22 protein-coding genes are annotated in these 24,565 nt (G+C 50.9%); 11 read left to right on the plus strand and 11 right to left on the minus strand.

The features are described 5' to 3' along the window. Position 1: 1 nt before the first annotated feature. From JI741_RS04995 to JI741_RS05020, 6 genes are all read right to left on the minus strand, one after another. Positions 2-907: a DUF4249 domain-containing protein gene (locus JI741_RS04995; protein WP_202007890.1), complete on the minus strand. Its 906-nt coding sequence runs from the start codon at positions 905-907 to the stop codon at positions 2-4. Between the two features lie 4 nt (positions 908-911). Further along, positions 912-3,515: a TonB-dependent receptor gene (locus JI741_RS05000; protein WP_202007891.1), complete on the minus strand. Its 2,604-nt coding sequence runs from the start codon at positions 3,513-3,515 to the stop codon at positions 912-914. 13 nt (positions 3,516-3,528) lie between these two features. After that, complete coding sequence (locus JI741_RS05005) at positions 3,529-4,479, minus strand: FecR family protein (protein WP_202007892.1); 951 nt, start codon at positions 4,477-4,479, stop codon at positions 3,529-3,531. Between the two features lie 70 nt (positions 4,480-4,549). Then, positions 4,550-5,050 (minus strand): RNA polymerase sigma-70 factor, encoded by a 501-nt coding sequence (locus tag JI741_RS05010; protein WP_202007893.1) that lies wholly within the window; start codon positions 5,048-5,050, stop codon positions 4,550-4,552. A gap of 241 nt (positions 5,051-5,291) precedes the next feature. Further along, complete coding sequence (locus JI741_RS05015; protein WP_202007894.1) at positions 5,292-6,155, minus strand: SDR family oxidoreductase; 864 nt, start codon at positions 6,153-6,155, stop codon at positions 5,292-5,294. A 147-nt stretch (positions 6,156-6,302) separates the two neighbouring features. Beyond that, positions 6,303-6,878: a Crp/Fnr family transcriptional regulator gene (locus JI741_RS05020; protein ID WP_202007895.1), complete on the minus strand. Its 576-nt coding sequence runs from the start codon at positions 6,876-6,878 to the stop codon at positions 6,303-6,305. A 274-nt stretch (positions 6,879-7,152) separates the two neighbouring features. On the opposite strand from JI741_RS05020, the gene JI741_RS05025 reads away from it, so the two are divergent. The 4 genes from JI741_RS05025 (at position 7,153) to JI741_RS05040 (ending at position 12,031) form a co-directional block, all read left to right on the plus strand. Continuing rightward, positions 7,153-9,540: an ABC transporter permease gene (locus JI741_RS05025; protein WP_202007896.1), complete on the plus strand. Its 2,388-nt coding sequence runs from the start codon at positions 7,153-7,155 to the stop codon at positions 9,538-9,540. 336 nt (positions 9,541-9,876) lie between these two features. Further along, positions 9,877-10,641, plus strand: a complete 765-nt coding sequence (locus JI741_RS05030) for an SDR family NAD(P)-dependent oxidoreductase (protein ID WP_202007897.1) — start codon at positions 9,877-9,879, stop codon at positions 10,639-10,641. A gap of 81 nt (positions 10,642-10,722) precedes the next feature. After that, a complete protein-coding gene (locus JI741_RS05035) occupies positions 10,723-11,628 on the plus strand; it encodes a helix-turn-helix domain-containing protein (RefSeq protein ID WP_202007898.1) in 906 nt (301 codons plus the stop codon). A gap of 31 nt (positions 11,629-11,659) precedes the next feature. Next, a complete protein-coding gene (locus JI741_RS05040; RefSeq protein WP_202007899.1) occupies positions 11,660-12,031 on the plus strand; it encodes a VOC family protein in 372 nt (123 codons plus the stop codon). An 80-nt stretch (positions 12,032-12,111) separates the two neighbouring features. Here the strand turns inward: JI741_RS05040 and JI741_RS05045 are convergent, their stop codons facing one another. Next, positions 12,112-12,864: an SDR family NAD(P)-dependent oxidoreductase gene (locus JI741_RS05045; protein WP_202007900.1), complete on the minus strand. Its 753-nt coding sequence runs from the start codon at positions 12,862-12,864 to the stop codon at positions 12,112-12,114. A 193-nt stretch (positions 12,865-13,057) separates the two neighbouring features. Between JI741_RS05045 and JI741_RS05050 the strand changes: the two genes are divergently transcribed. Beyond that, entirely contained in the window at positions 13,058-13,309 is a 252-nt protein-coding gene (locus JI741_RS05050; protein WP_236675870.1) for a winged helix-turn-helix transcriptional regulator, read from the plus strand. 34 nt (positions 13,310-13,343) lie between these two features. Here the strand turns inward: JI741_RS05050 and JI741_RS05055 are convergent, their stop codons facing one another. Together JI741_RS05055 and JI741_RS05060 are read right to left on the minus strand one after the other, a co-directional pair. After that, positions 13,344-15,740: an ABC transporter permease gene (locus tag JI741_RS05055; protein WP_202007901.1), complete on the minus strand. Its 2,397-nt coding sequence runs from the start codon at positions 15,738-15,740 to the stop codon at positions 13,344-13,346. Positions 15,741-16,043: 303 nt separating this feature from the next. Continuing rightward, a complete protein-coding gene (locus tag JI741_RS05060) occupies positions 16,044-16,454 on the minus strand; it encodes a DoxX family protein (RefSeq protein WP_202007902.1) in 411 nt (136 codons plus the stop codon). A 139-nt stretch (positions 16,455-16,593) separates the two neighbouring features. On the opposite strand from JI741_RS05060, the gene JI741_RS05065 reads away from it, so the two are divergent. Then, positions 16,594-16,935: a winged helix-turn-helix transcriptional regulator gene (locus JI741_RS05065; RefSeq protein ID WP_202007903.1), complete on the plus strand. Its 342-nt coding sequence runs from the start codon at positions 16,594-16,596 to the stop codon at positions 16,933-16,935. Positions 16,936-17,230: 295 nt separating this feature from the next. Beyond that, on the plus strand, positions 17,231-18,376 hold the full coding sequence (locus tag JI741_RS05070) for an OmpA family protein (RefSeq protein ID WP_202007904.1): 1,146 nt from the start codon (positions 17,231-17,233) through the stop codon (positions 18,374-18,376). Positions 18,377-18,406: 30 nt separating this feature from the next. On the opposite strand, the gene JI741_RS05075 is transcribed toward JI741_RS05070, so the two are convergent. Continuing rightward, on the minus strand, positions 18,407-18,865 hold the full coding sequence (locus JI741_RS05075) for a DUF4268 domain-containing protein (RefSeq protein WP_202007905.1): 459 nt from the start codon (positions 18,863-18,865) through the stop codon (positions 18,407-18,409). A gap of 179 nt (positions 18,866-19,044) precedes the next feature. On the opposite strand from JI741_RS05075, the gene JI741_RS05080 reads away from it, so the two are divergent. The 4 genes from JI741_RS05080 to JI741_RS05095 all read left to right on the plus strand — a co-directional run bounded on the left by JI741_RS05080 (position 19,045) and on the right by JI741_RS05095 (position 23,678). After that, positions 19,045-21,573 carry a trehalase family glycosidase gene (locus JI741_RS05080; RefSeq protein WP_202007906.1) on the plus strand — a complete coding sequence of 843 codons (2,529 nt, stop codon included), beginning with the start codon at positions 19,045-19,047 and terminating at the stop codon, positions 21,571-21,573. Positions 21,574-21,579: 6 nt separating this feature from the next. Then, positions 21,580-22,443 carry a helix-turn-helix transcriptional regulator gene (locus JI741_RS05085; protein WP_202007907.1) on the plus strand — a complete coding sequence of 288 codons (864 nt, stop codon included), beginning with the start codon at positions 21,580-21,582 and terminating at the stop codon, positions 22,441-22,443. A gap of 87 nt (positions 22,444-22,530) precedes the next feature. Beyond that, positions 22,531-22,755 carry a putative antibiotic biosynthesis monooxygenase gene (locus tag JI741_RS05090; RefSeq protein WP_202007908.1) on the plus strand — a complete coding sequence of 75 codons (225 nt, stop codon included), beginning with the start codon at positions 22,531-22,533 and terminating at the stop codon, positions 22,753-22,755. Positions 22,756-22,769: 14 nt separating this feature from the next. Then, the gene (locus JI741_RS05095) at positions 22,770-23,678 is read left to right on the plus strand and encodes an NAD(P)/FAD-dependent oxidoreductase (protein WP_202007909.1); all 909 of its coding nucleotides are present in this window, start codon (positions 22,770-22,772) and stop codon (positions 23,676-23,678) included. Positions 23,679-23,738: 60 nt separating this feature from the next. Here JI741_RS05095 and JI741_RS05100 read toward each other — a convergent pair whose 3' ends face one another. After that, positions 23,739-24,413: an energy transducer TonB gene (locus JI741_RS05100; RefSeq protein WP_202007910.1), complete on the minus strand. Its 675-nt coding sequence runs from the start codon at positions 24,411-24,413 to the stop codon at positions 23,739-23,741. Positions 24,414-24,565: the final 152 nt, after the last annotated feature.

Raw genomic sequence — 24,565 nt, forward strand, 5'->3', positions numbered from 1 at the left:
GCTACCGGACTTTGTGCTTCACCACCGACTGACTGTAGCCCGCAAATATTCCATAGCCGTTCTGAATGTTGTTGTAGATCTGCACCGGCTGGGCAAACGGATCGTCTTTTGATTCCAGTTGAAGATTGTAGGTGACGCGGTATTGATAATATTCTTCACCTATTGATTTCAGGATGATGATATATTCCAGCGGTGTTGCCTCATCAATATTTTGCTCAAAGCAGGCGACTTTAAACGTATAGTCGCTGCCGTCGAAAAGGCGATCGTTGAACAAGAGGTTGTATTCGGCGGTGCTTACTTTATAATGCTGAAACCATTCCGAGTAATAGTCTTCTGCAAACGTGGGGTTTAACGGCCGCGTCAGCATCGGTGTGTTTTCGCGGTTAAACGAGTTGTTGCTAACGTTTTGAATGGACAACGCATAATAGTTCAACCGGTGTGCCGGATCTTTGAACCGGATCTCGAAGATGCGCTGATAATACTCCGGCATTTCGGGAAACAAGGTGCGCTCGCTCTTCACTTCCACAATCTCAACCGCCTCGGGAATGGTTACGGTCGACGCGATGGTTTCGTAGCCGGGAGCCGACACGGTTAACGTATACGACTTTCCGGTCGTAGCTTTTTCTTTCGACCGAAAGGTGAGGTATTGTCCATCATAGGAAAGCGGATTGGCGGTGGCACCATCCTTCACCACCACGGTGGCATTGGGCACACGGTCAGCTTCCACGTTCTTGGCGTCGAGTGCATGTTTGCTTTTCCAAACGTGAACATCCCACACGCTGTCGGCTGAGAAAAAACAATTGGCCACGAGCTTTTGCTGTTCTGCGGGAATGTCGAGCTCAACCTGTGTTTGCAACCCGCAGGAAACAAAGACGAACAGCACAAAAATTATAGAAGCAGAGCGCATGTGTTCAAAACTTAAAGGTGTAGGAAATGGCCGGTATGACCGGGAACAAACTGTGTTGAATGACTTTTGAATTGGATTGCCCAGTGGGATCTTCCTGAATGGAGAGGTAGAACGGATTGTTGCGGCTGTAGGCATTATACAACCCGAAGATCCATTTTCGCTCGCCCCACTTTTTTTGCTTGAAAAAACTCAGGGTCACATCCAGGCGGTGATAGGCCCGCATGCGAAAATTGTTTCGCGACGGATAGGCATAGCCATAATGATATCCGAAGTCGGCATGATCATCGCCATGATAACCCGAATACGACGCTGTGGGAAGTGACGTGGGATATCCGGAGCCATACACCCAGGTGAACGCAAGGTCGATGCGTTTGTTCCAGGTGTAGATCACCGCCAGTTCAAGATCGTGGCGACGATCATATTTAAAAGGGAACCGGCGGCCGTTGTCGATGTTTTCAAATTTGCGATAGGCCCACGACAACGTGTAGCCGAGCCAGCCCGTCCAGGCGCCTTCTTTTTTCTTCAGAAAAATTTCACCGCCATAGCTTTCGCCGTTGCCGGTTTCAATTTTTGTTTGCCAGTCTTTGTCGAGGTTCATGAAGCTTGCGCCGTTCTTGTATTCCACGAGGCCGGTCATGTTTTTATAATATCCTTCCACTATCAATTCATAGGTGTTGTCGGGATTGTAGGTGAACCCCACGGCGCCCTGCCACGATTGCTCGGGTGTGGCTACGGATGTGGCCGGCACCCAAAGGTCGGTGGGCAACCCCACCCCCACATTGCTGAGCAAGTGGATGTATTGCTGCATCTGCGCATAGGATGCCTTCACCGAAATTTTGTCAGACACCAGGTAGCGCAGCGCAAGCCGGGGCTGCACGGAACTATACTTTTTTGCTTCCACATGAAAGCCCGAATAGTGAACCCCCAGGTTGACCTTGAGGCGCTTCGACACCGTGATGTCATCTTCGGCATAGGCACCAAACTCCACGGCATTAATTCGATAGGACCCAACGGTTGTGTCGGCAGCGCCTACGCGATAGGTGAGCGATCCCGGCGAAAACTCATGCGCGATGCCATAGCCACCGAACTTGATGGCATGCGTGAGGCTGGGAATGTAGTCTATGTCGGCCTTCAGGGCGAAGTCGCGGATCTCTGACGTATACAGATTTTTGAAATGATCGTGTTTTTCTTCCTTCGAGTTTTTGGTGAACTCGTCAATCTCCTTTCGGGTATCCATTTTGAAACGACTATACGTTGCTGTGATATTCGAAAACAACGTTGGCGTGAGCACGCTGTTGAGGCGCAGCGCGGTGGTGATGTTTCCCCAGGCCAGGTCATAGTCATCTTTCCGGCGGTAGTGCACATCGTCACGAAACAGTTCTTCGGTGGTTGACGTGCGGGTCTTGTCTCTGCCCGAGTATGCGCTCAGGTAGAGGCGATTGTGACTGTTGATGGTTTGATTGAACTTGGCGTTCACATCATAGAAATAATAGCCCTGATCTTCTTTGCCATCCGATGTTTTCCGGAGAATGGGGCGAACAAACAAATCGGCAAACGTTCGCCTGCCGGAAATGATGAACGACGATTTGTTTTTTTTGATAGGCCCTTCAAGCGTGAGCCGCGAGGCCACCAGCCCGATCGATCCTTCGCCGTGAAGCTCCTGCTGATTGCCTTCTTTCATGGTGATGTTCACCACCGACGAAAGTCGCCCGCCATACCGCGCGGGAAACCCGCCTTTGATGAGCTCCACATGGTTGATGGCGTCGGAGTTGAACACCGAGAAGAACCCAAACAAATGCGACACATTATAGACCGGCACGCCATCGAGCAGGATCAGGTTTTGGTCGGGGCTTCCGCCGCGCACATAGAGCCCGCTCGAACCCTCTGATCCACCCTGCACACCCGGCAGCAATTGAAGTCCTTTCATCACATCCACTTCGCCCGCAAGCCGGGGCAACGCTTCAAGCTGACCAACCGACATCTCCACGGTGCTCATGTGGGTGATGTCTCTGGCCGATTCATCGCTCGTCACCACCACTTCATCCAACACTTCCGACGTGAGGCTAACATTCAGCACAGTATCTTTTTCCAGAAAGAACTTCATGCGTTTTGTCTGATAGCCCACATAGGAGACGGAGAGCGTGACGCTATCCGACAACAGGGTAAGGCTGTAGTATCCGTATGCATTGGCGGTGGTGCCGCGAAAATCGGGAAGCGTGTAGATGTTTGCTCCGATCAGGTTTTCGCCGCTGGCCTCGTCGCGTAAAAAACCACTGACCGAATATTTTTTTGCGGGCGGAATGAGAATGATTTTGTCGCCCTGGATTTTATGGGTGAAGCCCGTGGCTTCCCTGATCAGGCGCAAAATCGTGGACACGGCAACGTTGGTTGTTTCAAATTTAAGTACCCGGTTCAGCGGAAGGCTGTTGCCATAGGAAAGCACAATGTTGCCTTGCCCTTTCATCTCCGTGAAAACAGTTTGGATAGAGCATTCCTTTTGGGGCACCGTGATGCGGCGCGAGGCCACATCCTGCGCCATGATTCTGAAAGCCATCAAAACCATCAGCACCAGGATAAGAAACACTTTGGTATAGATCGAACGACGCATAGAGATCTGACTATTATTTTATGTTGATCGTGATGGCTTTTCCCGACGATGCATACTCCATGGGCAGGATCAATTTCATTTCATCGAGCACTTCGGTTAAGGTCGGGTTGGTGAATGTGGATGTATATAACGGAACAACTTTTCCGACACCCCGCAGGGTTATACTAACACCAAAATGTTTCTCCAGGTCATGCACCACGCGGTCGATCGGCGCATTTTCAAAAACAAGAACATGGCTTTGCCACGACAAACGATTCGAGTCGTTGCTGGTTCTTTCGGTCAGCTGGTTTGTGCCCGGATCGAAAACGCCGGTTTCATTTTTCACAAGCTGAACCATTTGATTGTCGGGCGAGCGAAACGAAACCTTGCCGGTCTTCACCACAACTTCCACCAACGCGCTGTCGGCATCCACCAGAAACGATGTGCCCAGCACTTTCACTTCGCATTGCTGCGCCTGAATGGTGAACGGATGCTGCTCGTCGCGCTTCACATCAAAGAAAGCTTCGCCTTGCAGTTCCAGGTTTCGGGCCTCCGCAAAATTTTCGGCGTAGCGAACGGATGCCCCGCCGTTGAGATAGACGGTGCTGCCATCGGCAAGCACAATTTGTTTTTCGTGTTGTGTTGTGTTGATGGCTGTTGTATAGGCCACGGGCGCCGATGTGAATACGGTTTTGTAGGCAGCCACTCCCACCAGTCCAACCAAAACCAGCGAAGCAGCAATTTTGAGCCATAGACGACCACGTTGAGAATGCTGCTGAAGCTGTGCGTTCACCTTTTTCCAGTCGGCATCGGCATCCACAGCCAGCATCACCCGCACACCTTCCGGCGGTGTGGCCAGTTTCTGGAGCGTAGAGCGGTCGATTTCGTTGTGGAGCATCCAGCTTTCAACATGGTCGATCTCTTCCGGCGTGGCCTTGTTGGCCAGGTAGCGGCTGAGCAGTTCGGGATTGAGCGTGTCGCGCATGAGGTCGTGTTTCCCCTATGACAGCGCGGCCGGGCAAAACACGTAGGCGATCGAAAACTTTTTTTAGAATTTAGAATAAAAAGAAAGAAAGCGTCTCCCGCAGCAGGCGAAGGGCATTGGAAATCTGCGTTTCTACGGTGCGTATGGAAATGGACAGCGCATCGGCAATGTCCTGATTCTTACGATTGTCGAGACGGCTCATCACAAAAATCTGCTGGCATTTGGGCGGTAGCTTTTTGATGGCGTTATAGAGTTTGTGCTCCTCTTCTGTTTGCTCCACGGCCTCTTCAAATCCGTCGGTGTTCAACTCGCGTGCATAAAGTTCATGATGCCCCAGCCGCACGGCCTCGCTCTTTTTATGATTGACACAAGCGTTGAAAACCGCTTTATACAAATAGGCCTTCATGCTGTCGTGAACAAGCAGTGTGTCTTTTTTTTCGAAGAGTTTGATGAAGACGGATTGCACGATGTCTTTGGCCGTGTCCTGATCCCTGACAAACCGAAAGGCAAACGCCACCAGCATCGGATAATATTCCGAAAAAAGCTCTTGAAACGAACGGTTGCTTTTCATGAAGGGTCGGCGCGATGCAGCGCAAAACTATCAAGAAGGAAGTACTTAGTCAAATGCGAGTCATCGCGAACAACACTATGTTAATAAGGGAACACACCGCGGTGAATACCAAAATCAGTAGCGAAACGAAATTAAAACTCGTGTGTGCTCCTGTCGCCGCATCATGATTATCATCCACAAAAAACATAAAAGCCGGTCGGACCAAAACGATCCGACCGGCTTTGTCATGATGTGAAAATCATCAGAAGGGAAAGCCGTAGTTCTTCACCCATTTGTCTTTCATGGCGGCACGTGTATCCATGAACTCCTGATCGGCACCCAGCGCCACGGCGTCCATGGCGATGCGCAGCGGGCGTGTGCCTTTGGGCATTTCAATTAAGTTGAGAATGCCATCGGCAACCGTTTGGGGATTCATGTTGAAGTCTGCCATCTTGCCAAACAATGCACCACCCATCGCTTCGAAGCGCTTCGTGGCCTCCTCGCCATAGGCAACAACAATCGCCTCTTTGTTGGCACCGATGCCAGCCTTGGATCCGTTGTTCATTTCGGTTGGATAAACACCTGAAGCGATGCTCACGTTCTCGATGTTATACGGCTTCAATTCCAGGTCGAAACCTTCCACCAGCGATTCCATGGCAAACTTCGAAGCAAAGTAGGGAACCATAAACGGCAACGTGAAGCCGCTTGCTCCGGTAGACAGGTTGATGATCAACCCCGACTTCGCCGACCGCATGTGCGGCAACACGGCCTGGTAGGTGCGATACACACCGTAGAAGTTCACATCAAACATTTTCCTCACCTGATCCAGCGTGTAGGCTTCGGCCACCCCAAACCCGGCAACACCCGCGTTGTTCACCACCACGTCTATCTTGCCGTGTTTCGAAATCACTTGCCCGATGCCGTCTTCCACCGACTGGTCGCTGGTGACATCGAAGTCCAGCACTTCTATATTGCGCACCGCGGCAAGTTCTTTCGCGACGGCCTGATTTTTTCCCTTGGTGTCGCGCATGGCGGCAATGGTGGTGTGACCTGCTTTTGCCAACGTGAGGGCCGTTAATTTGCCCATGCCGGTACTTGTACCGGTTACTAAAATTACTTGTGACATGGTTTTGTTTTTTTTGTTGGAACAAAGCTATGTCGACCCTCGCCGCAGGAAAATGATCTGAAATAAGAAAGGAATTGATCTATATCAAGTGCCGGACAACGCGTGCAAAAAGACGGCCTGGTGTTGACACGTGATGACTGTGACTATTTATTTCTTGACCTGATTCCGGATCCGGCTCAGGGTTTCGGGGGTGATGCCCAGATAGGACGCGATCATGCCAAGCGGGATGCGAAGGATGAAATCGGGATACTTCTCCATCATGTCGAGGTACTTTTCTTCGGCCGTAAAATCCTTGTGGACCAGGAGTCTGTTTTGGGTGGCCACGAAACTTTTCTGGATGATGTCGTGCACCATTGTGGCCATGGCGGGAATTTCGCGGCAGATCACGTCAAACTCTTCCTTGCCAATCAGCAACACTTCGGTGGGCTCCACGGCATCGATGTTGAACTTCGACGGCTTGCCCGATAGCAAACTTTCGCGGTCGCCGGTCCACCAGTTTTCTTTCGCGAAATTAACCACGTGTTCCGTGCCCTTGTCGTCTACACGATACAGTCTCACCAGCCCGCTGACTACGAAAGCATTAAATCGCCACACGTCGCCTTCCTGCAACAGGTACTGTTTTTTCCGGAGCCTTCTGATGGTGCTCACGGCAGCAATGCGTTCAAACTCCGCATCCGTGATGACAACCCGGCTTAGAATATATTTCTTGAAAGACTCAAACACCTTGATTTTTTTTTGACGTGGCCCGAACCGGAACAACGGTTAAAGATACAACGTCTTTTTCTGTTTTAAATGAAATACCAAGTACTGTGGTGCCCTCTCGCGGACCAATTGTCCAACAGCAAACCAACGCAACACCGCCCAACCCAAGTCTCATTTCCGAACGATGTTGTTCGCAATCGAATTTATACATTGACAGGCACCGTGGCATAACCCGGAGAAAGGCGTAATTTTAGATTGGCCCAATCCTTGAATACCACGGGCAAAACCTTTGTCTATGTTCAGAAACTACCTCGTCGTTGCCTGGAGAAGTCTGTTAAAGCACCGGCTCTTCTCGTTTATCAATATTGCCGGGCTGTCGCTGAGCATGGCCGTTTGCATGATGATTATGGTGCGCACGATCGACTTTTTTGGCTACGACACCTTTCATCCCAACCTTTCACAATCCTATCGCATCCTGTCGCGCATCAACAGCGCCGGTGGCGACTCGTGGCGACTGGCCAGCACCCCGCTTCCCCTCACCGACGCACTTGTCCCCAACGACCAGGCTATTGCCGCCACTACCAGTTTGTATCCGGCACTGAACACCACGTTGGTGGGAGGCGTTGAAGAATTGCCGATGGCAGGCGCGTTCACCCAACCCTCGTTCTTTCGGGTGTTCGGATTTTCGCTGCAGCATGGCAACCCACAAACTGCGCTCAACCATCCCTACAGCATTGTCTTGTCGAACCGGATGGCCACAACGTTTTTTGGTAACGTGAATCCCCTGGGCAAAACCGTGACGCTGAAAAACTTTGGAGAATTTCTGGTGACTGGCGTGTTGAATGAACCTCCGGCAAAATCGCATTTCGAATTCGATGCCTACGTTTCGTGGTCCACCGTGGCGCCCCTTGAACACCTGGGACGCCTGTCGAAAAAATCGCAGACGTGGGATTCGTTTGAGTATGGCTACACCTACGTGACCTTACAACCACACGCCACCAAGGCCGCGCTGAACAATGTCCTCAACAACATCAGCCGCACGATCACAAAAGAATCGACAGCGGGAGGAAGTTATGCGTTCGAGTTGCAGCCCCTGGCATCGGTCACACCCGGCTGGGACCATATCAACAACGACATTGCGCGCGGAGGTTCGTGGGGCAAGATCATTGCCGAAGTGAGCATTGCTTTCATCATCCTCATCTCGGCAACGTTCAACTATACCAACCTGTCGATTGCCCGCTCGTTGTCGCGCACGCGCGAAGTGGGCATACGCAAACTGGCCGGTGCGCGGCGCACACAGATCTTTGCGCAGTATATTGTCGAAGCTGTTGTCATCGCTTTGGGGGCGTTGTGTTTTGCGCAGGTCATGCTGGAGTTCATCCTGGAATACAAACCTTTTAACGACAGCTATGAATTTATACCCAGCATGGCCATGAACTGGAAAGTGATGTCGTGCTTTTTACTATTTGCCCTGGTGGTCGGATTTCTGGCGGGGTCGCTTCCGGCGTGGATACTGTCGTCGTTCAGGCCGGTGAAGATGTTGCAGAACGTGGGGGCACAACGCATCATGGGCGCGCTCACCCTGCGCAAGGCATTGCTGGTGTTTCAGTTCTCGCTGTCGCTGCTGGTCATGATTTTTCTGAGCACGTTCTACCGGCAGTTTTCGTTTCTGGCCAGCGGTGACAATGGTTTTCAAAAAGACAATTGCATCAGCATTCACATCAATCCCAAAGACCGGTCGGTCATTAAAACAGCGCTCGACGAACGCAGCACCGTGCAACAGGTGGCGGCCGTGTCGCAGAGTTTTGGAAGCCGCGCGGTTTCAGCATTGCAACTGGGTTTGCCCGATCAGCAAAAGGTGAAGGTGTCGAGCTATGCGGGCGATGCCGGCGTGGTGCCCGTTTTTAATCTCACATTGGTGGCGGGTGCAAACTTCGACAAAACCGCCGAACAACGCGGCGACCAGGTGTTGATCAACGAAGCCGCCGTGAAAGCCCTGGGTTTGAAAACAAACGGTGACGCCATTGGCAAATACCTGCAGGCCAACGACAGTGTGAACCTGCACGTTGCCGGTGTGCTGAAAGATTTCTATCACGAAGGACTCGGCAATGCCATACGGCCCATGATGATCCGCTGCAAACCCGAAGGCTATGCGCTACTCACCCTCCGCGTGCACGAATCCAAAACATCGGCCGCGGTGAAAGACCTGGAGAACATCTGGAAAACTATCTATCCACAACATCCCTTCGTCTACCGCTGGCTCGACCGGACGCTGGAAGAATCTTACTCACAACGCGCCACGGTTTCGTTGCTGGGCTTCCTGGCGTTCACCACCTTGTCTATTGCCGCGTTGGGGTTGCTGGGGCTGGTTGTATACACCGTGGAAACCCGTCGCAAGGAAATCAGCATCCGCAGAGTGGTTGGGGCGCACATCGTGTCCATCATCGCGCTGCTGTCGAAAGGTTATCTGATGTTGCTGGTCGTTGCCGGTTGTATCGCGCTTCCTCTCGGCTATATGCTGAGCAAATTCTTCCTGACCAATTTTGCCAACCAGGTAACACTCGGCATCGGAAGTTTAGTGTTGTGCTTCGGGATGTTGTTGTGTCTGGGAATTTTACTGATCGTTCCACAAACCTATCGTGCATCGATTCAAAATCCGGCTGAAAATTTAAGGAACGAATAGCGCCTACTTCGGGAGCGGTTTGATATTCCACGAGGTCCACGCCGTCCATCGTGCAGTATTCAACTATCAAAGGCAGCGCGTTTATCTTGTTCAGGGGAATGACATAGGTTGTGTCGCCTGCACCGGTGAGTAAACTTTTTATTTGAAAGGTCTGCCACGCGCACTTTTTTCGCCACAAACATAAGATACCCGAATCTAAATTCCCAGCTGCCTTGTTTAGAGAAAAAACGATTCTTTTGGGGCCATCCTTGAAAAGTATAAGGAATGCGTGGATGGATATAAATCAGTCTTTGATTTTACGGTCAGCTTTGTGCCATATTAAAAACTTATCAAAAAATGGAAACAACAAAAATTGCCCTGGTAACCGGCGGAAGCCGCGGGCTGGGAAAAGACATGGCCCTGAGCCTGGCCCGGAAGGGAAACGACGTGATCATTACCTACAACTCCAAAAAAGATGAAGCCTCGGCAGTGGTCGGCGAAATCATAAAAATGGGTCGACGCGCGGTGGCCTTGCAACTCAACACGGGCATGGTGAAAACGTTCGACGCTTTTTTTCAAACTTTGCAGAGTGCTCTCAAAGACACCTTTCACGCCGAACGTTTTGATTTTCTGATAAACAACGCTGGCCATGGCATTGTTGTGCCGTCGTTTGCGCAGACGTCGGAAGAACAATTTGACGAGCTGGTGCAGGTGCACCTGAAGGGTGTTTTTTTTCTTACGCAAAAAGCACTGCCCTTCCTGAACGATGGCGGCGCAATTGTGAACCTGTCGTCGGGATTGACGCGCTTCACCCATCCGGGCAGCGGTGCCTATGCCAGTGTGAAGTCGGGCGTTGAAACGCTCACAAAATACATGGCAAAAGAACTGGGCTCGCGCTTCATTCGCGCCAACGTTGTGGCCCCCGGCGCCATCGCCACCGACTTCAATGGCGGACGGTTAAGAGAAACACCACAGGTGCAGGAACTCATCAAGTCCATCACCGCCCTGCCCCGCATTGGTCAGGCCGACGATATCGGAGGTGTGGTTGCCTTCTTGTGTTCGGACGATGCCAAGTGGGTGAATGGACAACGCATTGAAGTGGCCGGTGGAATGTATCTGTGATCAAAACCAGGCAGCACACCACCATGGCCGGAGATGTGCTGCTGACTGATCTTTATTTTTCTGTACTTTTATTCTATCGTCATGCCAAACCAATTTGTCGATATCACAACCCTTTCCGAACTGCATACCTTATACGGTTGCGCCAAGCCGCGGCATCCCTTGGTGTCGTTCGTGGACCTGAAAGAAGTGACACGCGAAAATTTCAGGGATGAGGAAACCGCCTATCGTTTGGGTTTCTATTCCGTCTATCTGAAACAACTGAAGGGCACCATGAAATACGGCAAGTCATTCTACGACTTCGACGAAGGCACCATGGTGTTCACAGCTCCCGGCCAGGCCATTTCTACCACACGGAAAATTTCCTACAACGAAGGCTGGGGTCTGTTCTTTCATGCCGACCTGCTGCACCGGACAGGGCTTGGCAAAAAAATCAATACGTATTCTTTTTTTCACTATGATGCCAACGAAGCCCTGCATGTGTCGGACGAAGAGAAGGCCATCCTGAGGGACTGTGCCGAAAACATAAAACGCGAATACACCCAGCCCATCGACAAACATTCGCAAGGCGTTATCGTGAGCAACATCGAGCTGCTGCTCAACTACTGCGACCGGTTCTATGACCGGCAGTTCATTACCCGCGCCAACGTGAACCACGACATCGTGCAGCAATTTGAAAAGTTGTTGCTGGACTATTTCTCGCAAGACTCGCTCATCGAAACCGGATTGCCCGATGTGAAGCATTTTGCATCACAGTTAAATTTGTCTCCTAACTATCTATCGGATCTTCTGAAACGCTACACGGGCAAAACCACGCAGGAACACATTCACCTGCAACTTGTGGAGCGGGCCAAGTCCATGTTGTGGAGTTCAGACAAATCGATCAGCGAAATTGCCTATGCCCTTGGCTTTGAACATCCCTCACACTTCACAAAACTTTTTAAGACAAAAGCAGGGAAGTCGCCAAAAGAATTCAGACACTTGAATTAGAAACCGAAGCCTCAAAACTAAAAAACAATTCATGGAACCAAACACAGTATCCATTCGTCCTTTCATCGGTGCCAAAAACTTTGACGTGTCGCGGAGCTTCTACAGAGCCTGCGGCTTTGAGGAAGTTGTTTTGGCGCCTGGCATGTCGCTATTCAAAATCGAGGCGTTGGGATTTTATTTGCAGGACGCCTATGTGAAGGACTGGATCGACAACACGATGGTGTTTGTGGAAGTGAAGGATGTGGATCGTTATTGGAATGATCTTGTGGCCTTAGACCTGCCATCGAAATACGAAGGTGTGAAGCTGGTTCCTATTCGCCATCACGATTGGGGACGGGAATGTTTTCTGCACGACCCGTCGGGAATTCTCTGGCACTTCGGGCAGTTTACCAAAGCAAAATAAATTCGCGTTAGCGTTCATCATAAAAAAACAGCACAGTCGTGCCATTGCTGCAGGAGCTGTGCTGTGAGATAACGCAATGCTCAAAACGGATAATGCCGCAAGCCACCATCCACTACGGCCACCGTGCCGGTGATGTAGCGGGCGCGGGGCGACACCAGGAATGTAACCATGTTGGCTACGTCTTGTGGTGCGCCAAAATCGCCCAGGGCAATTTCGCGTTCAGCAAATTTCCGACGCTCGTCGCCGGGAAAAAACGGGCGAATGTTTTCGGTGTCGATGAGGCCCGGTTGCAGGCAGTTGACCCGGATGCCATAGGGACCCAGTTGTGCCGACAGCTGCTTCGACCACACCACCACCGCCGCCTTGGCCACGGCCGACGCATTGATGGAACGCAACTCGTATGTGCTGGCCAGATTCACGATGGCGCCGGTCTTGCGTTCCATAAGATGCGGCAACAACTGCTGCGTCAGTTGTCGGTGGCGATCAAAGTCCAGCGTCATGGCGGCGCTCCACTCCTCCTCTGCTCCAACCACATCCAACGGGCGACTGCGGCCTGCGTTGTTGATGAGAATGTCTACATGGCCCAGGCTCGCCAGTGCTGCCGATGCAATTTTTTGCGGGCCATCGGGCGCCACAAAATCCTGTATGAGTGTGATCGGTGACACGCCCCCGGCCGCGACAACCTCCGCTTCAAGACTCTTCAACAAATCTTCATTTCTGGCCGTGGCCAGCACATGCACGCCTTCCAACGCCAGCGTTTTGGCAATGGCACGACCAATGCCCTGGCTTGCGCCAGACACCACCGCGGTTTTTCCTTTCAGATACAGATCCATAAATAATTCGGTTTTGAACTTTCCTTCAAAACTAGCGGTAGTCTATGCACGTACGCAGTGCCACCGGCATTTGTATGACACTAACAAACATGTAAGGAATGGCAGCGCGAAAGGAAAACTCAACGTATACCCACAACGAAAAAAATCTCACGGCCTGTGATCTCACCTATGCAATCAACACGATTGACGGGCGATGGAAACTACAGATTTTAAGCAGCCTGGAAAACAAAACGCTTCGCTTCGGCGAACTAAGAAAGAATTTCCGTCCATCACCGAACGTATACTGATCCTGCAACTGCGGGCGTTGGAAAACGATGGATTGCTGACGCGCACGGTCTATGCCGAAGTTCCACCCCGCGTGGAATATGAGCTTACGGCGAAAGCTTTGGAGCTGACACCGATTCTGAAGCAGCTTAGCGAATGGGGAGGCAAGCACCGGAATTAACGGCCTCCCCATTCGCAAAACAGAAACAAAAAACTTATTCCGACCGCAGAATCTTGGCGGGGTTCACCCAGGCAGCCTTGATGGCTTGCGTGCTCACGGTGAGTACTGAAATCAGCAGGGGTATGGCCAGTGCAATGACCAGCACAACCCAGCCCACCGTGGTGTGATAGGTGAATGTGGCGAGCCATTCCTTCATGAGCATCCACCCAATGGGCGTGGCAATGAGCACCGACAGCAGCACGAGCTTTGAAAAATCTTTTGTGAGCAGCAACACAATTTTCGCGACCGGAGCCCCCAACACTTTGCGGATGCTGATCTCCTGCAGGCGCTGACGGATCATGAACGTGGAGAGTCCAAACAAGCCCAGGCAGGCTATGAAAAATGACAGGGCAGCAAAAACATAAAACACCGTTTCCATTTTGCGCTCGTTGGCGTATTGCTGAGCGAGCGATTCGTCTATAAATTTATAGTGCAACGGCACTTCGGGCATGATCTTTTTCCAGGAGGTTTGCAGGTGTTCCATTCCCTCCTGCAGGTGCGCCGTGTTTACACGCACCGACATGTTGTCGCCGTTTATGGAATATCCAACAAGAAGGGGTTGAACGGCCACGTGGAGATTTTCGAAGTGAAAATCGCGCACCACTCCAACCACATAGCGTGTATTGTCGCCGTTACCAAAGGGTTTGCCCAGGGCATTTTCGGCAGTACCCCACCCCAGGTTCTTCACGGCGGCTTCGTTCACCAACACGGCCTTTGCCGAATCGGCTGTGCCTCGCAGAAAGTGACGACCGGCCACAAAACTCATTTTGTATGTATCGAAATAGTCAGGGTCCACATTCATTTGATAGATGCTGGTGGTCACTTCCTTGTCGTCTTTGTCGCGCGTGCTGATCCAGCCGTTGCCCAGGCCTCCCACCACACTGGCGCTGTGCTGACTGGTGCCCTCGATGTAGGGCGCCGTGAGCAACGCGTCGCGCAACACCTGATACCGTTTCTGCACACTTTCGTCGCCATTAAAATCTATCGTGAGCACGCCGTTGCCCTCATAGCCCAGGGGCTTGCTGGCGATGAACTGCATCTGTCGGTTCACGGTGAGAATGGAAATGAGCAACACGGTGGAGATGGTGAACTGAAGTACCACCAACGCTTTCCGAAAAGTTTGTCCACTCTCGCTGCTGAAGAATTTTCCACGCAGCGCCACCATCGGTTGAAATGAAGAAAGCACGATGGACGGATAGATGCCCGACAACAGGGTGACGACCAACACAAAGGCGCCGAGTCCCAGCACATGCAGACCGTCGAACGGTATTGAATACGACTGCCCCATCCACGTTGAAAAGAGCGGCAACACCATTTGCGCCAACGCCACGCCCACCACCACAGCAAGCACGGTGGTGACAAAGGTCTCGAAAAGGAATTGACGTATCAGTTGTCCTTTGCTGGCACCGGCCACTTTGCGCAGCGAAATCTCCTTGGCACGCCGCACCGAGGTGGCGGTGGTCAGGTTGATGTAGTTGAAGCAGGCCAGCAGCAACACCAGAATAGCCACGGCAATGAACACACGCACCGTCATCACATCGCCGTTGTTGGCCGAGTCGTAGCGGTGATGAGAATGAAGATGGATGCTTTTGATGGGCTGAAGAAAATATTGATACGACATTTTGTTGTCTGCCCAGGCTTTCTTCGAATGTTCGGCCACCACCTGGTTCACCATCTTTTCTACCGACTTCCATTTCGATGCATCGTGAATCTCAATGTAGGTGTGAGGCCAACCGCCTAACCATTGGTTGTCGAGGTCCTGCTTCCAATGTTCCATGGCATAGCGATGCATGGTCATATAGGGAACCACGATGTCGAACTGAATGTGGGCGTTGGCGGGGGCATCCTCCACAACTGCTGTCACCGTGACGGGCACATCATTCATGAGCACTATTTTGTCTAATGCCTTTTCGACGCTACCAAAATATTTGATCGCGGCCGAACGTGTGAACACCACTTGATCGGGATTGGTTAGCAGGCGTTGTGCCGAGCCAGACACGATGGGAAAATTGAAGAATGAAAAGAATGTGGAGTCTGCTATAACCACTTTGTTCTCCACATATACTTCGCCTTCATATTTAAACTGAAAGCTCGAATTGAATACACGGCAGGCGCTGGCGATGTCGGCAATTTCTTTGGGCAATTGCGCACCCAACGCGACACCCGATGGCGCTTGCGTGAACGTTTCGGCTTCGCTTTTAAACTCATTCCAGATCCTGAATTTGGCATCGGCGTTGGCATGGAAATTATCGAACGTCAATTCGCGTTCGGCCCACACCGCGATGATGAGGCAGGTGGCCAGGCCAATGGTGAGTCCGGTCACGTTGAGGATGGCCGACACTTTGTTCTTGGTGAGGTGTCGCCAGGCTGCATGGAATATGGTCTTAAACATAAGGCAGGTCAATTTACAACATCCTATATCAATATCATGCCAGTGCTGCCAGCGCGTAAAATGACTTCCATTCACCTTTTCAGAACCAGGTCATGTTCGTTGGTGGGGCGTGGCTGTTCATTTCCGGAACGTCATCAAAAGTATTAAGCCCTGTGGCATGAAGCCCCAGAAGCCCTATGAAAAAGTTATTTAAGAATGACTATCATCCGTAGATTCCCGGAATTATTCATTCAACAGCGCATGAGTGTTGGAGAAACGAACGTTCAGAATTCAGTGGATCATCACAACCTGAACCAACGGGTTTCATTTCGGAACAATAGGTGCTTTCATAAACCTGCCCCACGCCACAAACGCAGCAAGCACTGCCACCACCACATTCACACCAATCAACGAAGCTTCGCCGCGGGCAATGTGAAAAATGCTGGCGCACACCATAAGCACTATCATGAACAGCGCTGTGATGGGTATGAGTGTTGGCTTCACGCGCAACAGCGCGGGCAGTATCAATCCCACCGCTCCCATCAAATCGACAAGCCCCGTGAATTTCACCAGCGCCACCGAAACCTGCCCGGTCCACGGCCACATGGCCGACAATTGTTCGATGGGCTGAAACAACTTCACCATGGCAGCCCAGACGAGATTGATTGCCAAAAGAACTTGTACCACCCAAAGGCCGATATGAATTATCCTCGAAGGTTTTTGTTGATGTGTCATGCGATGCTATTTTTTTAATACAGCATCAAAAGTATTTATATTTGCTACCCCACCGACAGCGCTTCCTGTTTGGATAGCGCTATCCAACGGGATAGTATCGCCAGACAAGCGCACACATAACCTTCTTAATCCTCACACCATGCTGACCAACGGCGGTTGCCCCAAGACGATGCTTTCCATCCGCGATGCCCTGGAGGCCCTGGAAGGAAAATGGAAGCTGTTGATTTTGTTCGCCCTGTCGGCCGGCCCGAAGCGCTTCAAACAAATCTCAAAAGAAGTGCACGGCATCACCGACAAAACCCTTTCGAAAGAACTGAAAAGTTTGGAAGCGAACCGGTTGGTGAAGCGCGATGTCTACGACACCTTCCCGCCCACGGTAGAATATTCCATCACCGAACATGGCAAGTCTTTGGAGATGGTGATGGAAGCGTTACATTATTGGGGGTTATCGCATCGGCGTGAGATTATTGGAAAGAATTGACAATTTCAAACCCCTTCGCCCAACCGTCGCTTCAACCTCTCCAAACTGCACTTCACATTCGCCGGCAAACCATTCATCGCCGGAATCCGTATTGTGAAAGCTACTACCATCTCGTCTTCAAATTTTTATCGATTACCATCTGCTTACATTTCTTTTTCCCTTTGTATCAAGTGCTGGATTTGGAATCTGTGGAAATAGAATTTAAATCGCTGCTCGTTTAGATTATACTTAGATTTTTCACTCGTCGATGAAGTGGGCTTGTTCTGGAGTTTCCGAAATGCGAAATGCATTTTTAGTGTTTGTTATATTGTTAACGGTTGCCGTCAACCAAGCCTCGGGCCAGGGCCAGTTCTATCCTTACTACTATGTGGTGGTGGGCGGGTTTGCTTCCCAGCAGAATGCAGAACGCTTTGTGGCTCAGGTTCACACGCTTAACTATCCGGCCCGCTATGGGTTCAACACCAACCGGAAATTATTTTACGTCTATGTGCGGGTAACAAAAGACAAACAGATTGCGCGCGAAACAACCTACCGCCTTCGCCTCGAATCGGACTTCCGAAAAGCCTGGATCTATAACGGACCGCTTGAAGGCGGGGACATTGCCAAGTCTACAGCAGAAGCCGACAAGGCGGAAACGGATGAAGCCGCACAACACGCTCCTCCTACCATTGACCAACCTATTGCAGGCAAAGACACCACGCAGAACAACGCGACCCAACCCATCACGTCCACACCATCAACCCCTGAGCCGATCAACAAAACGTTTGTTTTTCAACTGACAACCGGTGCCGACAAAAGAACGGTGAACACACGCATCCACGTGCTCGACAAAGAGCCCGACGATCATGTTGAACACTACAACGCGAACGAACGGATCACGGTGAACGCCCCGGAAAAAGGAAAGCTCGTGGTGGTTTGCAATCCCTTGGGCTACAAGCTGGCAAAACGAACCATCAACTTTGCCGACCCGCTGCAAAGCATCAAAGGCGCATTCATTGGCACTGAAAACGAAGTGATCATTCCCATCACACTCATGCCCATTGTGCGGGGTGACTATATTGAATTGGAGAACGTGAAATTTTTCGACAAGACCGCGATCCTCACACCGGCTTCGGAAGAAGAGCTCACGGAGTTGCTGAACCTCATGGCCAACCCGCGCTACAAGATCAGGCTGTTTGGTCACACCAGCAGCGCCGAGTCTGGCGAGATCACGACGATGGGAAGCAGCACCAACTTTTTTGCGCTTGATCCGGCCAACAAACACGGGCAGGGTTCAGCCAAAGAATTGTCGCGCCAACGGGCCGAGGTTGTCAAGGCCTATCTGGTGAGCAAAGGCATTGCGGCCGGGCGCATCGCCATTCAGGGCTACGGCGCCGTGCTGGCCATCTACGAAAATGCGGATGCCAACAACAGAATTGAAGTGGAGATTGTGAGGAATTGATGCGTCAGGATGGAGCCTGTCTCCCGGGCTTCACCTCAACCCGTCAAAACTATACTTCGCGTTTTCCCAAAAACCATCCAGTGCAATGATGCGGGGTTTGAAAAACGAAATGAGGTCGGGCCAGTGATCTTTGTTCATCACCGATACCCCGGGCAACGTTTTGCTGATTCTGCTCACCACCTTTCCTTCCACGGCAACGTGCAGTTGCCATTCCCATTCTTCGTCCAGCGCTTCGTGCAGCAGGTCTTTAAATTGCTGGAACTGCTCGAAGTATAGTTCCTGTATGCCGGCATCGTGTTGTTCGAGCGAAATAGAAATGGTGGCCGACTTCAGACCGGCATCCATGCGAAAGTAGAGATCTTTGATTTTTGTGTGATAGTTGACCCAATTCACCTTGGTGCCTTCGGCGGAGAGCACGGGGTTCATGTATCGGCCAAAGGTGGTCCAGAACTCGTGTCTTGTGCGCGATGCCTCTTCCCGGGTAAACATTGACAATGATGTTGGTTCAATTCAGTCCGCTTGTGTGCAGATCGTATGATGATTAAAAGGCAAGGATAACAATTGACGGAGAATTTTCAAATCTGTGTTAATCCCCGTGACCGGGCGAAAAAAATATCTCAAATGAAGTATATTTAAATCCGTTCTTCCCACCAAACAAACACCAGCCCATGGCTATCCGCAAACCACTCTACTTCTTTTGCATCGTCAGCTTTTTTATTGCATGGCATAACGGCCTCGCGCAATCCGTGCAAATAAAAAACAACAGTAAGGAAAAAACAGTGGTTTTTGGAAACGGGAAAATAACCCTGACCCTTGACTATAATAAAAAAGCAAACATCTCGCTGCTGCAAATAAATGGCCAGCAGGTTGTTCAGGGTGATGCCGGTGTCTATTCAAACATCAGAACAAAGGACGCTACCTATTCCAGTCTTCAACTGCTGGCAGATCCAACGGTGAAGACCTCCAACACCACCGTCAGCATCGGCAACATCCGCTATGGCGACAAGAACCTGACGATAACCGAAACGTGGACGTTCACCATCAGCAACGACGCCGTAAAATTTGATATCGACAGGGTTGCTTCAAAAACCATCGTGGCCGAGCAAGTAGGTTTTCCGGTGTTCATGTTCAGCAGCATCGACACCTGGGAAGGTGCCTATCAGGATTATGGCGGGCTGGCCTGGTTCTATCTCTTCAACAAAAAACGCGACACCTATGGCGTGCACAGCAGCTCATCACGATTCTGGAACAGCAAAACCGGTAACGGCCTCACCATAGCAACTGCCGCGCCCGGCAAGCACGTGGCCATGGACTATAGCCGCACCATGAACGACCGTCTCGCCTACAGCATCGCCGTGTCGCCAACGGAAATTGTGCCACGCTTTGACGCCGACACTCACCGCCGACGCTATGTGCGCGACACCACCGATGTGTGGGCGCCAATCGAAATCGCGGCGGGCAAGTCAAGTCAAAGCATCACGCTTTCGTATTTTGGTTTCGAAGAAAAATTCGGCAGGGGAAAGTTGATGGGCATTAACGGGGAACAAGTGAGCGCCGTGCTCAACACCATTGCACGGATCGGTGTGATTGACAAACAACACTTTGGCGGCAACAGCTGGCACACACCCTATGGCCCCATCTGCCTGCACGAACAATACATCGCACAAATGGGCCTCGCCATAAACGACCCGGCCTACCTGAAAGGATATCAGCAATGTCTTGACTATTATCGCGACAACGCCATCAAGCCCGACGGCAGAGTGTGGCCACGGTGGGCCTACAGCAACGAAGACGCCATGCCCAAGGGCTTCACCGACAAAGGTTTTTATGAAGCTCAATGGGGATACCTGTTGGATTCAAATCCCGACTTTGTTACGAACGTTGCCGAACTCTACGACCAAACGGGAGATCTTGGCTGGGTGAAGTCGCAGCAGCAGGCATGCGAAAAGGCTTTGGACTGGATATTGAAACGCGACACCAACGGCAACGGGCTGGTGGAAATGATGACAGACAGCCACACGCAAAAACGGGGAAGCGACTGGATCGACATCATCTGGGCTGCATACGAAAATGCTTTTGTCAACGCCAAACTTTACCACGCGCTGGTGCTGTGGGCCGATATCGAAAACCAATTGGGCAACACCACAAAAGAGAAACTTTATACGGCAGCCGCCGAAAAACTGAAAGCGAGTTTCAACAAACCCACCACCACCGGTGGCCTCTGGGATGCAGAGAAAAATTGCTACATCCACTGGCGCGACAAAGATGGCTCCATCCACGGCACCAACATGGTGACGCCCGTGAACTTTATGGTGATTACCTACGGCATCTGCACGGACGATGTCCGGAGAAAAACCATACTGGACGACATTGAAACACACATGCAAAAAGAAAATCTTTTCTTCTGGCCACTGTGCCTCTCGACCTACGCACCCGGCGAAGGAAACGACTGGCAATTCCCTTTTCCCAACTACGAGAACGGCGACATCTTTTTGTCGTGGGGAGCGGTGGCCGTGAAAGCGTATGCCGACTACAAACCCGAACTGGCCCTGAAGTATGTGAAGAATGTGCTGGCCCAATATGCCAAAGACGGCCTGGCCTTTCAACGTTATGGCCGCGCCAAACAAGACGGTCTCGGCGACGACATTCTGTCGGGCAACAGCCTCTCGGTGGTGGGCTTGTATCAGGGCATCTATGGCATCAACCCGCGCTACAACCGTTTCTATCTTGACCCACACATCACCGAATCCCTGGCGGGAACGCAAGTGCGATACACCTATCAGAATCAACCCCTCACGATCGACCTCAACCTGAACCAGTACGCCGTTTCGAATGGCAATTTCAAAATAGTCTCCAAAACAAATTTTGGTTTCTTCGCGGCCGACAAGACGCTTGCCTACTTTCATGGTAACACAAACAAAGCGTCGCTAAATGTGACCACCGCCCCGAAGAGCAACCTGACGCTCGACATCAAAACCTGGAATGAGAATGAGCTGGCGTTTACGCAGTCGTCGAAAGATGTTGCCTCGAACAAACTGGTGTATCAAATCAACAACCTCAAACCCAACAGCAACTACACCATAGTCATCAATACCAAACCTCACAAGCAAGCAAAGACTTCTGAAAAAGGCGTTTTACAGTTTGAGTATAAGACTACCCAAAATGCCGATGAGATCGCGGTGCTGAACAAGGAATAAGCAGCCATGGAAACCATTCCCGTACGTCGTCTTCCTTCAGCGCAAAACGAGTTGAACCCGTCCGACAGTTTCAACATACGCGACGTGCGCAACATACTGGGTGGCAAAGACATGATTCAGGAACTGCACCGGCATGACTTCTTCCACATCTTTGTGTTGAAGAAGGGAACGGGTCGTCATGAAATAGATTTCACCTCACACAAAATAGCAGACAACTCGATTTTCATGATGCGCCCCGGGCAGGTGCACAGCATTGTGCTGGATGCTAAAAGCTCGGGGTATCTGATGGAATTCACGACCGACTTCTATCGTTCTCACGACAAGAGTGCAGGCGATGTGTTGCGGCAGGCTACGCAGCCCGATTTGTGTAAACCCGGTGCCGAACAATTCAAAAAAATAGAGGCCATCATGTCCACCATTTTCCAGGAATACACCAGCAAGCACGAACGCTACAAAGACGTTATCAAAGCGCACATGGGCGTTTTTTTCATCGAGCTCATCCGAAGCCGACAAAATAGAAAAAGCGCATCAAAGCCTGTGGCCCCTTATGCACAGGAACGGCTCGACGAATTTCTGGAGCTTCTGGAAACACACATCGCCACGCACAAACAGGTTTCGCACTATGCCGATTTGCTGAACCTTTCTCCTTTTCAACTCAACGCCATCACCAAAGCCATGCTGGGCAAAACGGGTTCGGAAGTGATCACGGAACACATTGTGCTGGAAGCCAAACGAAATCTTCTGGCCACATCGGCGCAGGTGAACCAGATCGCCTATCAATTGGGCTACGAAGATGTTTCTTACTTTATACGCTTCTTCAAAAAACATACCCGCCACACACCCGACGCTTTTCGACGCGCGTTTCTGTGAGTCCTATCAAATCACAATTTTGTCCTATCACGGTGAATCGCTGTGCGCATACTTTTGCAGTACATAAACTTTAAAAGTAATTCACGCATGAAAACAAAAGCAAGATTGTTGGCTACGGCCAAAATATGGGTTGTCATCTATCCTTCCATCACATTGTTCCTCTATGTGTTTGGCGAGCCGTTGTCGCTGCTGCCCCTGTATCAGAGAACTTTCCTGTTGACACTTTCGTTGGTGCCGTGGATCGTGTTTGTGGGGGTGCCGTTTGTAGACTTTGTTCTCCGCATCATCGCGCCGCCTAGCGACAAGAAATAAAACCAGAACCAAAAATGAAAGACAACAGCCTTTTTGATGTCATCATCGTTGGCGGAAGCTATTCAGGACTTGCTGCAGGCATGGCGTTGGGCCGTTCCCTGAAGCAGGTCCTGATTATCGACAACGGCAAACCGTGCAACCGCCAGACCCCGCACTCCCACAACTTCATTACCCACGACGGCAAAACACCAAAAGAAATTGCAACGCTTGCCCGGCAACAAGTGCAAGCCTACAACACCGTTACGTTTTTCAACGGGCTGGCCACAAGCGGAACGAAAGACGGAAAGAACTTCAGCATCCGCACCGACTCGGGAGAAACGTTCCACGCCAAAAAACTGATCTTCGCCACCGGCATCAAAGACATCATGCCCGACATTGAAGGGCATGCCGAATGCTGGGGCATCACCGTGATTCATTGTCCGTATTGTCACGGCTACGAAGTGAAGCACGAACGAACCGGAATCCTGGCCAACGGCGAACCCGGCTTCGAGTTTGCTAAATTTATTTCGAACTGGACCCGCGACCTCACGCTGTTCACGAACGGACCATCGACGCTCACCGCCGACCAAACCGCGAAGCTGGAAACGCACAACATCAAAACCGTGGAAACAGAAATAGAAAAGCTGGAGCACACCAACGGACACCTCAGAAACATTCATTTCAAAGACGGCAGCACCTTTTCGCTGAAAGCCCTCTATTCGCGCACGTCGTTCGAACAACATTGCAACATTCCCCAAAGCCTTGGATGCGAGTTGAACGAGAGCGGTTTTATCAAGATTGACGCCTTTCAAAAAACCACAGTCGACGGCGTTTATGCTTGCGGCGACAACACCACAGGCATGCGCACTGTGGCCAATGCAGTGGCCATGGGCGCGGCGGCGGGAATGATGGTGAATAAAGAGATGGTATTGGAGGAGTTCTAATATTTTTTAGCGTTGGTGCTACTGTAACAAAACAGTAGCATCAATTGCCACTGACCACGCTTAGTTTGCCAGTTTAAATTTCAGTGGAAGCTTAACACACATTTCAACTGGTTCGCCGTTCAGCAATGCGGGACGTGAAAATTTAAGTTTTCTTATAACTCTCACCGCTTCCTTGTCAAGCAGCAAGTGCACGCCCTTTGTCACGGCAATATCCTGAGCCTTTCCTTCCTTTGTTAAAACAAAGGCCAGTTCAACTGAACCTTGAATGCCATGCCGTCTGGCATAAGCCGGATAGCGAAGGGAACGCCCCACAAATGCGCCGAGTCTTTTTTCTTCAAAATCGATTACGGGTGCTGTATATCCTACGGCGATATTGTCTGCAAAAAAATCCGTAAGTCCTTTCAACGACTCCACGTTCGAGCAAGTACTTTCCTTGTAGGGGACTTCAAAATTAAAATCCAGTTCCTCAGGGCCACGCCCTGTCCTACCCACCCAGATACCGTAAGGTTCGTCGCCTTTCCAGGTTTCGCTGTCTTCTATCGTCCCTTTCTTCAGGTTCTTTATTGTGGTGGTGATGGTGCCATTGTCGTTTGTAACTGTGCGCGAATAGTTCGCCTTGTTCTCAGGCACTTCCGTATCAAAGGGCCTCGTTCGATAGTATTTTGTTTCCGTGGTTTGCGCCACACCAACGAACGAAACCAGTAAAAAGGCAATAAAAAGGAATACACTCCGCATAGATAACTTCATTAAATCCGCGTGCAAAATAGTTGAAATCCCAAACTTTCAAGCAAAGAAGAATTACCCACAACAAAAGAATGCTGAAACATGAAAGCCAACCGCACATCCCATCGCGCGCTTTCACATTTCAGCATCTTCAATCTTCAACC

It is taken from the genome of Chryseolinea lacunae, from assembly GCF_016735595.1.
GTDB classification, from domain to species: domain Bacteria; phylum Bacteroidota; class Bacteroidia; order Cytophagales; family Cyclobacteriaceae; genus Chryseolinea; species Chryseolinea lacunae.